The 13,297-nt window shown below is 68.5% G+C and carries 10 protein-coding genes; 5 read left to right on the top strand and 5 right to left on the bottom strand.

The features are described 5' to 3' along the window. Positions 1-22: 22 nt before the first annotated feature. Both HZA32_03400 and HZA32_03395 read right to left on the bottom strand, forming a co-directional pair. Positions 23-1,045: a M20/M25/M40 family metallo-hydrolase gene (locus HZA32_03400; protein MBI5423104.1), complete on the bottom strand. Its 1,023-nt coding sequence runs from the start codon at positions 1,043-1,045 to the stop codon at positions 23-25. Next, positions 1,042-1,896, bottom strand: a complete 855-nt coding sequence (locus HZA32_03395; GenBank protein ID MBI5423103.1) for a 2,3,4,5-tetrahydropyridine-2,6-dicarboxylate N-succinyltransferase — start codon at positions 1,894-1,896, stop codon at positions 1,042-1,044. The genes HZA32_03400 and HZA32_03395 overlap by 4 nt, the downstream gene beginning before the upstream one ends. A gap of 136 nt (positions 1,897-2,032) precedes the next feature. Between HZA32_03395 and HZA32_03390 the strand changes: the two genes are divergently transcribed. The 4 genes from HZA32_03390 to HZA32_03375 all read left to right on the top strand — a co-directional run bounded on the left by HZA32_03390 (position 2,033) and on the right by HZA32_03375 (position 8,953). Next, entirely contained in the window at positions 2,033-2,875 is an 843-nt protein-coding gene (locus HZA32_03390; GenBank protein MBI5423102.1) for a pantoate--beta-alanine ligase, read from the top strand. Between the two features lie 405 nt (positions 2,876-3,280). After that, the gene (locus tag HZA32_03385) at positions 3,281-4,237 is read left to right on the top strand and encodes a 2-dehydropantoate 2-reductase (GenBank protein ID MBI5423101.1); all 957 of its coding nucleotides are present in this window, start codon (positions 3,281-3,283) and stop codon (positions 4,235-4,237) included. 158 nt (positions 4,238-4,395) lie between these two features. After that, entirely contained in the window at positions 4,396-6,426 is a 2,031-nt protein-coding gene (locus HZA32_03380; protein MBI5423100.1) for a M13 family metallopeptidase, read from the top strand. 232 nt (positions 6,427-6,658) lie between these two features. Further along, positions 6,659-8,953 carry an oligopeptide transporter, OPT family gene (locus HZA32_03375; protein MBI5423099.1) on the top strand — a complete coding sequence of 765 codons (2,295 nt, stop codon included), beginning with the start codon at positions 6,659-6,661 and terminating at the stop codon, positions 8,951-8,953. 25 nt (positions 8,954-8,978) lie between these two features. Here HZA32_03375 and HZA32_03370 read toward each other — a convergent pair whose 3' ends face one another. Beyond that, positions 8,979-9,131: a hypothetical protein gene (locus HZA32_03370; GenBank protein ID MBI5423098.1), complete on the bottom strand. Its 153-nt coding sequence runs from the start codon at positions 9,129-9,131 to the stop codon at positions 8,979-8,981. A gap of 91 nt (positions 9,132-9,222) precedes the next feature. Further along, the gene (locus tag HZA32_03365) at positions 9,223-10,680 is read right to left on the bottom strand and encodes a HAMP domain-containing histidine kinase (protein ID MBI5423097.1); all 1,458 of its coding nucleotides are present in this window, start codon (positions 10,678-10,680) and stop codon (positions 9,223-9,225) included. Between the two features lie 127 nt (positions 10,681-10,807). Here HZA32_03365 and HZA32_03360 point away from each other — a divergent pair, with 127 nt between their 5' ends. Next, the gene (locus tag HZA32_03360; protein MBI5423096.1) at positions 10,808-12,523 is read left to right on the top strand and encodes a YHYH protein; all 1,716 of its coding nucleotides are present in this window, start codon (positions 10,808-10,810) and stop codon (positions 12,521-12,523) included. A gap of 15 nt (positions 12,524-12,538) precedes the next feature. Here the strand turns inward: HZA32_03360 and HZA32_03355 are convergent, their stop codons facing one another. Further along, positions 12,539-13,270, bottom strand: a complete 732-nt coding sequence (locus HZA32_03355; GenBank protein MBI5423095.1) for a response regulator transcription factor — start codon at positions 13,268-13,270, stop codon at positions 12,539-12,541. Positions 13,271-13,297 lie beyond the last annotated feature (27 nt).

The following is a 13,297-nucleotide window of genomic DNA, read 5'->3' as shown; positions in this document are numbered from 1 at the left end:
TCGCGAGTGCCCGGCCTGCGGCTTATTGCGCGAGTAGTTCCGACGCGATGCGGACGTTCCCGTCGATGGCGGCGTGGAGCTCGGCGATCGATAGAAACTCGTGGTCGGTGTGCGCGACGTGGATCGAGCCCGGGCCGAAGAGCAGCGGTGTGCCCCAGTTGTCGAGGAACGGCACGTCGGTCGCGTAGGAGAACACGGCCTGCTCGAAACCGCCGACGGTGTGCAGGCGCACGAGCGGCACGAAGGCGGTCTCCTCGATGCGCAGGCGCGCGCCGACGAGTTCCTGCACGCGTCGGCGGACAATGTCGGCGTCGCTCACGGTCCGGAAGAACAGCTCCGCGTGCGCGTGCGGCGGGATGACGTTCGGCGCCACGCCGCCGCTGAGCAGACCGATGTTGAAATGCGTGCGGCCGAGCACCGGATCGTCGGGCCACTCGGCCCGACGCAGGATTTCGAGGCAATCGAGCAGCTTCTCGGTCGCGGATTCGCCGAGCTCCGGATAACCGGAGTGGGCGGCGCGGCCGTCGGCGTGGAGCCGGAAACGCACGCCGCCGCGCGTCGCCGTGCCGAGGCGGAGGTCGGTGGGTTCGCCGTTGATGAGGAACTTGGATTGGTTCGGGAGCGTGTTCGCGCGCTTGGCGCCGTCGCTGCCGCGTTCCTCGCCGACGACGAAGAGCAGCGCGACGCGCGTCTCGCCCTGCGCACGGAGGCGCTCGGCGGCGGCGACCTGGGCGGCGAGGATGCCTTTGGCGTCGCACGCGCCGCGGCCCATGAGCTTGTCGCCTTCGACGCGGCTCGGGAAATACGGCGGCACGCAGTCGAAGTGCGTCGAGAACGTGACCTTGGGCTCGCCGACGGTGGCGAGGATGTTGAAGCGTTCGCCGGAGACCGGTTGCTCCTGCACGCGCCAGCCGAGGGCGCGGAGGTCGGCGGCGAGCTTGCGGCCGACGGCGGCTTCCTTGCCGGTCGTCGAATCGATGTCCATCAGGCCGCGCGCGAAGGCGACGGCGTCGAAGGGGGCGGGGGATTGGGTCGCGGCGCTCATCGGATCCAGCTTTCGAGTTCGGTGCGGGTGTCGGTCTTCTCGTCGCGGTATTTGACGATGACCGGCGTGGCGACGGAGAGGCCCCACTCGGGTCCGGGCGCGCGTTTCACGGTGCGCGCACCGGGCACGACGACGGCGCCGGGCGGCACAACGACCGGCTGGCCAGCGGCGGGTGCGATGATGGTCTGGTTGACGAGATCGTAGATCGGCGTGGAGCCGGTGAGCACGACGCCCGCGCCGATGACCGCGCGGGTTTTCACGATGGCACCCTCGTAGATGCCCGTGTTGCCGCCGACGAGAACGTCGTCCTCGATGATGACGGGCAGCGCGCCGACGGGTTCGATGACGCCGCCGATTTGGGCGGCGGCGGAGAGGTGCACGCGCTTGCCGATCTGGGCGCACGAGCCGACGAGGGCGTGCGAGTCGACCATGGTGCCTTCGTCGACGTAGGCGCCGAGGTTGATATACATCGGCGGCATGCAGATGACGCCGCGCGCGATGTAGGCGCCCTCGCGGATGGAGGAGCCGCCGGGGACGATGCGCACGCCGGCGGCGAGGCCGGGGCGGCGGACGGGCAGGGTGTCCTTGTCGTAGAAGGGGAACGCGCCGCTCACGTCGGCCATGTCACCGTGGCGCAGGCCGAGGAGGATGGCCTGTTTGACCCACGTGTTGACCTTCCAGCCGGTCGGCGAAGACGGGTCCGGCTCGGCGGAGCGGACCGCGCCGGCGTTCAGCGCGGAGCGGACTTCGGACCAGAGCGCGCGGGCGGCGGCCTTGTCGGCGCCGGGGCCGGCGGCGAAGAGCTGCTCGGTCTGCGTGCGGAGGGCGGCGAAATCGGGCGTGGGGGACATGCGTAAAGCGCGGGTGAATTATCGGACAGGGTCGCCGCGACGCGAGGTGCCACGGCGGACTCGCTGACGGCGCGGCCGAGGCGAGGAGGCTTGATAAAGCGCCCGGGGAGGGGTTAGTTCAAGTTCCTTCCCGGTCATGCAAAAAATCGACTCTCTCACGGCGATGCGGGCCAGCGCCGCGGAGTTGCGCGCCTCGGGGCGCCGGCTTGCGCTCATTCCCACGCTCGGCGCGTTGCACGCTGGACATGTCAGCCTCGTCCGGCTGGCCCGCGAACGTGGGTTCGCGGTCGTCGTGTCCGTCTTCGTGAACCCGTTGCAGTTCGGCGCCAACGAGGACCTCGCGAAATACCCGCGCAATCCGGCCGCCGACGCGGCGCTGTGCGAGCGCGAGGGCGCCGACGTCTTTTTCGCGCCGGCGGTCGAGGAGATGTTTCCCAAGAGCTTCTCGCTGGCCGTGACGGAGGAGCGCGTCAGCAAGCCGCTGTGCGGCGTGTCGCGCCCGGCGTTGTTCCGCGGCGTGCTCACCTGCTGGTTGAAGCTGCTCAACGTCGTGCAGCCCGATGCGCTCGTGATGGGTGAAAAGGATTTCCAGCAGGTCGCCGTGGTGCGGAAGGCTCTCGCCGATCTCGCGCTGCCGGTGGAGGTGTTGACCGCGCCGACCGTGCGCGATGCGGACGGACTCGCGGTGAGCGCGCGCAACAGCTACCTGACGCCGACCCAGCGCGACGAGGCGCTGGCGGTTTTTCAGGCGCTCAAGCGCGCGAAGGAGATGGTCGATTCCGGTGTGCGCAGCGCGGATCGCGTCGTGGCCGAGGCCACGCACATCATGGCCGCGAAGCGCCGGCTGCGCGTCATCTACATCGCGGTCGTGAACCGTGAGACGATGGATCCGATGCGGGAGGTCGTGCCCGGAGTGTCGCTGATGTCCGTGGCGTTCTGGGTCGATGAGGTCCGCCTGACGGACAACATGCCGCTCTGAAACGGCGCTGCGGAGCGTCTGTGAATAACTTGTCGGCAGACGCGCGAAATGCCGCGCGCGGCCGAGGGAAATGCCGTCGCAGGCCCGCGAAATTGCGGGGGTCGGGTGCCGGCGAAAGTGCATAGCGCGGGCCGGGCTGCTCGGCCGCCGAGGCTTGGGTAACCGCCTGCGGCGCAGCGATGGCTCGTTCTCGACGCGGCGGCTGAGCAAGCGTGCCGCCTGTGCCGCCGGGCAATTCTCCCGGAATTTCCGCCAAGCGGTGTCGCGGGGACTTCCCCGATTCGGGGCGTCTTTCTGCGCCGCGCCGGGACGCGCCGCGGGCTGTGAGGAAATGGCGAAAAAGTCCCCGGGATGCGCCGGAGAGCGGTGTTGAACTTTTCGGCGCAGCCTGTGTGTTTTACCCGCGTGAACGCCCCATTTCCCTCGAAACCTCGCGTCGCCATCGTGGGTAGCGGAGCCCTCGGCACCTACTACGGCGCCTCCCTCGCGCGCGCGGGACACGACGTGCATTTCCTCGTCCGCACCGGTCGCGCCGCCGTGCTCGCGCGCGGCATGCGCATCAAGACGCCGACCGAGAAATTCCATCTCAAGAAGGTTCAGGTCTACGGCTCCACCGAGGAGATCGGCGCCTGCGATCTCGTGATCGTCGCGCTCAAGGCCACGTCGAACGACGCGCTGAAGAAGCTGCTGCCGCCGTTGCTCGGACCGTCGACGCTCGTGCTCACGCTGCAAAACGGACTCGGCGTCGAGGAGCCGGTGGCCGAGATCGCCGGCCCGGATCGCGTGATCGGCGCGCTGTGCTACATCGCCGCCGAGCGCACAGGGCCGGGCGTTGTCGAGTGCCGTTTCCCTGGCGTGATGACGATCGGCAAGTTCGGCAAGCCCGCCGGCGAGCGCACCCACGCCGTGGCGTCGCTGTTCAGCCGCGCTGGCGTCAAATGCGAGGCGCAGGACAACCTCGAGGAGATGCGCTGGCGCAAGCTGGTCTGGAACGTCCCCTTCAACGGCATCGCCATCGCGGCGGGCGGCGTCACGACTGATGTCATCATGGCCGACGACGGTCTCCGCATGCTCGCTCGGCGCGTGATGGAGGAGGTCGTGGACACGGCCGCGAAGTTCGGCCACGAAATCCCGCGCTCGTTCGTCGACCTGCAGTTCGAGCGCACCGCAAAGATGGGCGGCTATCGGCCTTCGAGCCTGATTGATTTCGACGACGGCAAGGAGCTGGAGATCGAGGAAATCTGGGGCGAACCCGTGCGGCGCGCGAAAGCCGTCGGCGCCGCCGTGCCGCGCATGGAGATGCTCTATTGGCTGATCCGCCATCGCCTCGCCGCTCGCAAGACGGCGAAGCGAAAGCGCTGAGAATTCGGAGTCGGCGGGACCGGTGGGCCCGCTGTGAATTTCCTCGCGCCGGCGAAAGGAAGAGGTGGACGCCGACGCCCCGGCCGCGTCATCGCTCCGGTCGCCACGTTGGTCGATTCCGCGTTGCGCCGGTCGGCGGAGCGGGAGAGGTTGCCGCCATGCGTTCCCTGAAAACCCTCTCGCTTGTCTGGGTGTGCGCACTCGGACTCGTTGCTCGCGCGGAGATCACTCCCGCCAACTTCGACCAATCGGTGAAGCCGCAGGACGACTTCTACCGATTCGTGAACGGCACGTGGTTGAAGAACACCGCCATTCCCGCCGACCAGGCGCGCTGGCACACCTTCACGATCCTGGCCGAGCGCAACATGGAAGCGCTGCGCCAGCTCGCCGAGCGTGCCGCCGCCAAGGGCAAATCGGGCACCGCGATCGAGCAGCTCGTCGGCGACTACTACGCCAGCGGCATGGATGAGGCCGCCATCAACGCCACCGGCATCAAACCGCTGCAGCCGCTGCTCGATCGCGTCGCGGCTGCGCACACACCGGCGGAGGTCTTCGCCACGCTCGGTGCGCTTCACGCCCAAGGCATCCGTGTGGGCTTCGGTGCCGGCGTCGGCCCCGATGCGAAGGACAGCAACACGCAGATCTTCCAAATGCGCCAGGGCGGCCTCGGCCTGCCGGGCGGCGGACGCGACACCGATCGCGACTACTACCTCAACACCGACGAGCGCTCGCAGAAAATCCGCGAGCAATACGTCGCGCACATCGCGAAGATGCTCGAGCTCTCCGGGTGGGACGCGACCGCCGCGCAAGCTGGCGCCGCCGGCGCGCTGCGCATCGAGACGGCGCTCGCCGAAGTCTCGCTCCCGCGCGCCGCGTTGCGCAATCCCTACGCGAGCTACAACAAGATCGCCGTCGCCGATCTCGCCACGAAGGCGCCGGGACTCGACTGGTCCGGCTACTTCACGACGCTCGGACTCGGCGAGTTCAAGGACCTGAATCTCGCGCACCCGAAGTTCTTCGCCGGCTTCGCGAAGCTCGTGCAGGAAGCGCCCGCCGCCGACTGGCAGGCCTACCTGCGCTGGCGTTTGCTGTCGAATTTCTCGACCTCGCTTGGCACCGTGTTCGAGGAGGAGAATTTCAATTTCTACAGCGGCGTCATCGCCGGCGTGAAGGAGCGCAAGCCGCGCTGGCGCCGCATCGTCAGCGCGACCGACAACGCGCTCGGCGAGGCGCTGGGCCAGCTCTACGTCGCCGAGTATTTCCCGCCCGAGGCGAAGGCCCGCGTGCTCAAGCTCGTCGAAGATCTCCGCGCCTCCCTCGGCGATCGCATCCGCGCGCTCGAGTGGATGGACGCCGCCACGAAGGAAAAGGCGCTGGCGAAGCTCGCCGCGTTTTCCGTCAAGATGGGTTATCCCGACAAGTGGCAGGACTACAGCGCGCTGCACCTCGACCGCAGCTCCTACGTGCTCAACCAGCTCCGCATCGCCCAATACGAGCAGCGGCGCAACATCGCACGCCTCGGCCGGCCGACCGACAAGACGGAGTGGGGCATGACGCCGCCCACCGTGAACGCTTCCTACAGTCCGCAGGCGAACTCGATCACCTTCCCGGCCGGCATCCTTCAGCCGCCGTTCTTCGATCCGAAGGCCGACGACGCTTCCAACTACGGCGGCATCGGCACCGTCATCGGCCACGAGATGACGCACGGCTTCGACGACTCCGGCCGTCGTTACGACTTTGCCGGCAATCTGGTCGACTGGTGGTCGAAGGAATCCGGCGAGGAGTTCAACAAGCGCGCCGCGAAAGTCGTCGAGCAGTTCAACGGCTACACCGTGCTCGACGGCACGCTCCACCTGAAAGGTGAACTCACCCAGGGCGAGAACATCGCCGACCTCGGCGGCATCAAGGTCGCCTACGCCGCGCTGCAGAAGGCGCTCGAAGGCCAGCCGCGTGACAAGATCGACGGTTGGACGCCCGAGCAGCGATTCTTCCTCAGCTACGCCAACATCTGGCGCGATCTCCAGCGTCCCGAGGAACAGCGCCGCCGCGTGAACGTCGACCCGCACTCGCCGGGCGTCTGGCGCGTGAACGGTCCGCTCTCGAATCTCGAGGAGTTCTGGACCGCGTTCGGCGTTCCCGAGGGCGCGCCGATGCGCCGCTCCGGCGACGCGCGCGTGACGATCTGGTGAGCGCGTTGGTTGCTCAATAGGAACATTGGCGCCGCCACCCGGGCGGCGCCTTTTTTGTTGTCGGCACGATTCAGCCCGGAGGGCCCGCGTCCCCGCGGGCCGCAGATCGCGAAAGCAAAACAACGCTCGCGGCGCGCGAGGACGCGCGCCCTCCACGGAGCGGCACGAGCTCAACTCCGCCATTGCGCGTGCGCCGTGCGGTGCGCACGCTCGCGGCCGTTTTTTACCCTCCATGTCGCAAAACAACTCGCCGAAGTTCGAGCCGTTCATTCCCGCGTCCGTTCAACTGCCGGAGTTCACCTGGCGCGCCGTGCTGACGGGCGCCGTGCTCGGCGTCATCTTCGGCGCCTCGTCGCTCTACCTCGTCCTCAAGGTCGGTCTGACCGTGAGCGCGTCGATCCCGGTCGCCGTGATTTCGCTCACACTCTTCCGTGGTCTCTCGAAACTTGGCGTGCGCGACGCGACGATCCTCGAGCACAACATCACGCAGACCGCCGGCTCCGCGGGCGAATCGCTCGCCTTCGGCGTCGGCGCGACGATGCCGGCGATCATGATCCTCGGCTTCGATCTCGAGCTCACGCGCGTGATGCTCGTGGCGATCCTCGGCGGCCTGCTCGGCATCCTGATGATGATCCCGCTGCGCCGCGCGCTGATCGTGAAGGAACACGGCATTCTCAAATACCCCGAGGGCACGGCGTGCGCGGCGGTGTTGAAGGCCGGCGTCGACGATGTTTCTCGCGCCGCGGCTTCTCCCTCGGCCAAAGCCGAAATGGCCGCCGCCGAGGCGGCCGGCCTCGGCAAGTCGCCCGGCGCGAAGGTGGTCTTCGGCGGCTTCGTGATTGGCCTGCTCTACAAGACCGTGATGGCGGCGTTCAAGGGCTGGAAGGACATCCCGGAAAAAGTCTTCGGCGCGCCGCTCAAGGGCGGCTCGGTCGGCGCGGAGATTTCGCCGGAGCTCGTCGGCGTCGGCTACGTGATCGGTCCGCGCATCGCGGCGATCATGTGCGGCGGCGGCGCGCTGTCGTTCCTCGTGCTGATTCCGCTGATCCGCTTCTTCGGCGAAGGCGTGCCCACGCCAATCGCGCCCGGCACGGTGCCGATCGCGGAGATGGATCCCTACGCGATTCGCCGCGCCTACATCCTCTACATCGGCGCCGGCGCGGTGACCGCGGGCGGCATCATCAGCCTCATCCAGGCGCTGCCGACGATTTGGCACAGCTTCGTGGCGGGCCTGCGCGACGTCGGCCTCGCGCGCGGCGACCGCGCTGCCGGTGAAAAGGTGCCGCGCACGGACCTCGATCTCTCGCCGAAGTTTATCGGCATCGGCATCGTCGTGCTGCTCGCGCTGATCGTGCTCGCGCGGCCGCTGCAGATGAATCTCCTCGGCGCGCTGCTGATCGTGGTGTTCGGGTTTCTCTTCGTGACCGTCTCGTCGCGGCTGACCGGCGAGATCGGCTCCTCGTCCAATCCCATCTCGGGCATGACGGTGGCCACGCTGCTGTTCGTGTGCCTGATCTTCCTGCTCATCGGCTGGAACGGCGGCACCTATTACGTCACCGCGCTCTCGATCGGCGCGATCGTGTGCATCGCTTCGTCAAACGGCGGCACGACCTCGCAGGACTTGAAAACGGGCTTCCTGCTCGGCGGCACGCCGCGCCTGCAACAGCTCGCGATTCTCGTCGGCGCGTTTTCGTCGGCGGTGCTGCTCGGGCCGATCCTGCTTCGCCTGAACGACTCGGCGACCGTCTACGTTCCCGTCGCGAAAGTCGCACCGGCCGGCGTGCACGTTGAGCAAGCCGCGCTCGCTGGCGCGCGTCATGAGTCACTCGTCGGCCCGCAGGCGCGCACCGATGCTGGCAGCTATCTCGTCTGGCAAAAGCCCGACGCCGCGGGCGGCCCAGCGGGCAAATACCTCGTCAACGAGCGCGGCGAGGCCGTGTGGTTCGTCGATCCCGGCATCAATGGCGCCTACAACGAGCGGCCGGACGGCACGACAGTGCAGAAGTTCGCCGCCCCGCAGGCACGGCTCGTTTCCTACATCATCAAGGGCATTCTCGACCAGCAGCTGCCGTGGGCGCTCGTGTTGTTCGGCGTGATGATCGCGGTCGTGCTCCAGATGAGCTTCGTGCCGGCGCTGGCGTTCGCGGTTGGCGTTTATCTGCCGCTCTCCGCGTCGTCGCCGATTCTCATCGGCGGCTTCATCCGCTGGCTGGTCGATCGCCGCGTCCGGCAGAAGCCCGCCTACGCGAATCTTAGCGAGGAGCAATTCGCCGCCGAGAGCGACAAGAGCCCCGGCGTGCTGCTCGCATCCGGCTACATCGCCGGCGGCGCCATCGCGGGCATCGCCATCGCGTTCTTCGCCGGTGTCACGAGCGATTTCGACGCGTCGATCACGGCGTGGTCGCTGGCGCACAATCCGTTCTACGGCGGCGAAAACGCGGACGCGCTCGCGATGATCCCGTTCGCGCTGCTCTGCGTGTTCCTTTATCTCGTCGCGCGCGAGAAGGTGCTCACGCCGAAACGCTGAGGCGGCCTCGCGCCCGGACGAGCGCTCACCGCGCGAACGTCTCCGGGTGCGCGGCAGCGGCGGCGACTTCGGGCGGAAATCCGAGCACGAGGAGCCAGTTGAAGGCGTTGATCTGCGGCACGGTCGTCACGACGGCGACCGGCGCGGATTCGGGCGAGGTGGGAGCGGGAGCGCTCATGGCGGGGATCATGGCGCCATGAAACCACGCGCGCGTTGGCGCCGTATGAAGGCGCGACCGGATTTTTGTTAAGCCCGCGTAAGCGCGCCGCTCAACCGGCCGCGAGTCGGACCTCCACGCGGAAGCCGCGCGGTTGCCGGTTGGCAAAGGTGATCTCGCCGCCGCAGGCCGCGACGCTCGAACGCACAATCGTCAGCCCAAGCCCAACGCCGCCGGTCTCGCGAGCGCGGGCGCCCTCGGGTCGGAAGAACGGCTCGCCGAGACGTGCGAGAGCGTCCGTCGGCACGCCGGGGCCCTCGTCCTCGATGTTCACCCGCACGTCGCCGTCGCGCCGCGTCGCGGTGACGCGGACCACACCGTCGCCACCGTAGCGAAGGGCGTTGCGCACGAGATTGCCGATGGCGCGCGACAGCAGTGCGCGGTCGCCGAGCACGAGCAGCGCGGGGGGCGTCTCGATCACGACGCGATCGGCGCCGTCCTCGCGGAGGACGACCTCGCGTAGCAGCGGTTCGAGCGCGACGGGCTCGCGGGCGGTTTCGCGGGGCTTCAGTCCGGCGCGCGTGAAGGCCAGCAGTTCGCCCACCAGCTCCGCCATTTGCTGCACCTCCTCGCGGACGTCGCCCACGGTGGCCTGGAGTGGAGTGGGGGCGCGCTGTTCGAGGAGTTCAACCGCGACCTGCAGACGGCCAACGGGCGAACCGAGCTCGTGGGCCACGTCGCCGAGGAAGCGCTTCTGCGTCTCGGCGTGCGACTCCAGCCGTCGCGCCATGTCGTTGATCGCGCCGCCGAGTCGCCCGATCTCGTCGGTGCCGGCCACGGGCGCGCGCGTCTCGAATTTCCCCTCGGCGATCCGGTCCGTCGCCGCCGTCAGCGCGTCAAGCCGCCGCGTGATCGAGCGCACGAACGGCATCCAGAACAGCACCGACACGCCGAGCGCCAGCGCTGCGACGCTGGCCCACCAGTGCAAGCCGAGGAGGATCGCGAAGCGGAACGCCGATTGGGTGTGGATGATGAGCGTGGTGCGCGGCGGCGGCCCGCCGCGCTCGAGCAGCTCGGGTGACGGATGGATGCGCAGCCCGAACCAGTAGTCGCCGCTCTCCGGGTGGAAGAGAAACCGTCCCGCGCCGCCCCGCGCGCCGGGCGGCGGACCCATTTCACCCGGCCCCGGGCCGTCGTCCAGCGGTGGCCGGCCGCCGCGCCCCGGCCGCGGCCCGCTGCGCACGAGCTCGTGCCGCACCGCCTCCGGCAAAGGCAGCGAGGGTCCGGCGAGCACGAGGCCGTCGTTGCGCAGCCAGAGAAACTCGACGCCGTGTTCGGTGGCGTGGCGGGCGACGATCGCCGCCGACTCGCTTTCCTCGGCGTTCAGCAGCTCGTCCGAGATCTCGTCCGCGAGCGCCGCGACGCGATCGCCGAGCGGGCCGAGCGCGATGCGCTCCCAACCGCGTTCGCTGCGCGCAAAGAACCACGCCGTGCCCAGCGCCGCGACGAGCGCGAAGTTCAGCGCGAGCAGGAGCCAGACCTTGATCCAAAGCGGCAGCGGGATTTTCAAAGCGCGACGACACTAGCGGGCGCTCCGGAAAAATCCCGACCATTTACCCGCCCTTAACAAAAAGCCGCGCGCACACACATCCGCGCTTAACCGCTCCGCGTTTCACTCGGGCCAACGCTCCACGCCCATGCACCCGAATTCCCCGCTTCGCTCTCTCGCGCTTCTCGCCGTCCTCGTCGCGCCGCTCGCCGCCCAATCCACCGACCCGCGCGTCACCGCCTGGCTGACTGACGCCGCCGGCAATTACGCGCGACTCTACCAGACCGACGCCGCGAAATCCGCCGGCACCGCCTCGACCACGTGGAGTCGCGGCTCCGGCACCCAATCCTCGCCCGCCTACGCCGGCGTCACGCAGGTCCAGTATTCCGGCGACTGGGTCTACCTGCGCTCCACCGGCCTCGGTTACCACGTCATGGGCCCGTGGTATGGCGACGCCGCGCACACGCAGAATTTTCCCAACTTCCCCGCGAACACGAACGTCCTCTACCGCATCCCGCGCAACCCCACCGTGCCGACGACGAAGACGCTCACCGGCCTCGGCGCCATCGGCTACGGCGTCGACGGCGTGGCATTCTTCGACAGCCGCGACGCCTACTCCTACGTCAACGCCTCCGCCACCGACGCCACGCCCGTGAACGGCCTGCGCGGCGACGGCGTCTGGAATCGCGACGCCTACGTGAACGAAGCCATGACCTTCGATCCGGCCTTCGCGCACCAAGCGGGCGCCCAATACCATTACCACGCCAACACTCCCGCGCTCCGCTACCTGCTCGACGACAACATCACCTACAACAGCGCCACGCGCACCTACGCGGAGAAATCCACCGCGCCGACGAAACACTCGCCGCTCCTCGGTTTCATGGCCGACGGCTATCCGGTCTATGGTCCCTACGGCTTCGCCTCCGCGAACAACGCCAGCAGCGGCGTGCGGCGCATGGTTTCCGGCTTCGTGAAGCGCGACGGCTCGAACGGCACCGCGAATCTCTCCACCACCGGCCGCACATCGCTGCCCGCCTGGGCCCAACGCGCCCAAGGCCGCACCACGCTCACAGCCGCGCAATCCGGCCCCGCCGTGAACGCGACCTACGTGCTCGGGCACTACATCGAGGACTACGATTACCTCGGCGACCTCGGCCAGAAGCAGGGCACCGACTTCGACCTCGACGAATACAACGGCCGCTTCTGCGTCACGCCCGAGTTCCCCAACGGCACCTACGCCTATTTCATCGCGATCGAAACCGACGGCACGCCGAAGTTCCCCTACATCATCGGTCGCTCCTACTACGGCAACCCGAGCGGCGGCAGCGTCACGTCGATCAGCGAGACCGTCGCCGAATACGATCGCGGCGCGCCCGCCGCCGCGATCACGCTCACCGGCACCGCGTCCGGCAACGGAGTCGCGCTCCAGTGGAACTCCGCCGAAGGCGCGACCTACAAAGTCGAATCTTCGAGCGACAACTCCTCGTTCACCACGCTCAGCTCCACGGTCACGAGCGGCGGCGCGACGACGACCTACACCGCCGCCGCCACGGCGAACTACTACCGCGTCTCGCTCACCGCCATCGCCACCTACGACACGAACGCGACTGTCGGCACGCCGGTTGGCACGACCGCGACGCTGCACTACACCGGCACCGGCAGCTCCGCGACGGGCCCGACCAACGGCTCCAGCACGACCTCCACGACGACCACCACCGCGCCCACGACAACTACGCCTACGACGACAACGTCCGGGACGAGCACCGCGAGCGCGTCATCCGGCGGCGGTGGCGGCGGCGCGCCGAGCGACTGGTTCGCCGCCTTGGCCGCAACGCTGCTGGTGCTCCGGGCGCGGCGGCGTTGAGCGCGATGGGTGACCTCACTCCGCGCGCGGGTCCACGAGCATGTAGCCGGCGGATCGCACGGTGCGGATGAAGCGGGGTTGTTTCGCGTCGTCGCCGAGTTTTTTCCGCAAGGCCGAGATGTGCACGTCGATCGAGCGGTCGAAGACGTCGTAGTTGCGGTCGCGGCATTCGTCGAGGAGCGCCTCGCGCGATTTCACGCGGCCACGCGCTTTCGCCAGCGAGGCAAGCAGGTCGAACTCCACGGGCGTCAACACGAGCGCCGTCGCGCCCATCGCTGCGCTGCGCGCATCGAAGTTAACGCGCAGATCGCCGACGACGAGTTCCTGCATCGGCGCGCTGCCTTCGGCGACAGCGACGGTCGCCGCGCGGCGCAGCACCGCGCGGAGGCGCGCCAGCAGCTCGCGGGTCGAAAAGGTCTTCGGCAGGTAGTCGTCCGCGCCGACTTCGAGTCCGACGATGCGGTCCATCTCGTCGCCGCGCGCCGTGAGCATGAGCACGGGCACCGTCGTTTTCGCCCGGATGCCGCGCAGCACGTCGAAGCCGTCCATGCCCGGCAGCATCACGTCGAGGAGCACCGCGTGCCATTTCTCCGCCGGATCGGTCGCGCGTTCGAGGCCGAGGCGTCCGTCGTGCACCGCGACGACGTCGAAGGCCAGGGGCTCGAGATAGCTCGCGACCAGTCGGCAAAGCTTCCGGTCGTCGTCGATCATCAGCAGGCGCGTGCGGCCCGGCGCGGGTGATTCCATGGCGGCAGCATGGTGCGCGGGCGAAGT

It is taken from the genome of Opitutia bacterium (assembly GCA_016217545.1).
Taxonomy (GTDB): Bacteria; Verrucomicrobiota; Verrucomicrobiia; order Opitutales; family Opitutaceae; genus Didemnitutus.
Note: the sequence above shows the minus strand (reverse complement) of the source record. Positions and strands in the feature narration are given on the sequence as shown.

What these genes read in the sequence shown, in the direction of transcription:
- HZA32_03395 (MBI5423103.1), bottom strand. Translation starts at nt 1,896, where the DNA reads ATGTCCCCCACGCCCGATTTCGCCGCCCTCCGCACGCAGACCGAGCAG.
- HZA32_03375 (MBI5423099.1), top strand. Translation starts at nt 6,659, where the DNA reads ATGTCGCAAAACAACTCGCCGAAGTTCGAGCCGTTCATTCCCGCGTCC.
- HZA32_03355 (MBI5423095.1), bottom strand. Translation starts at nt 13,270, where the DNA reads ATGGAATCACCCGCGCCGGGCCGCACGCGCCTGCTGATGATCGACGAC.
- HZA32_03400 (MBI5423104.1), bottom strand. Translation starts at nt 1,045, where the DNA reads ATGAGCGCCGCGACCCAATCCCCCGCCCCCTTCGACGCCGTCGCCTTC.
- HZA32_03370 (MBI5423098.1), bottom strand. Translation starts at nt 9,131, where the DNA reads ATGAGCGCTCCCGCTCCCACCTCGCCCGAATCCGCGCCGGTCGCCGTC.
- HZA32_03360 (MBI5423096.1), top strand. Translation starts at nt 10,808, where the DNA reads ATGCACCCGAATTCCCCGCTTCGCTCTCTCGCGCTTCTCGCCGTCCTC.
- HZA32_03380 (MBI5423100.1), top strand. Translation starts at nt 4,396, where the DNA reads ATGCGTTCCCTGAAAACCCTCTCGCTTGTCTGGGTGTGCGCACTCGGA.
- HZA32_03390 (MBI5423102.1), top strand. Translation starts at nt 2,033, where the DNA reads ATGCAAAAAATCGACTCTCTCACGGCGATGCGGGCCAGCGCCGCGGAG.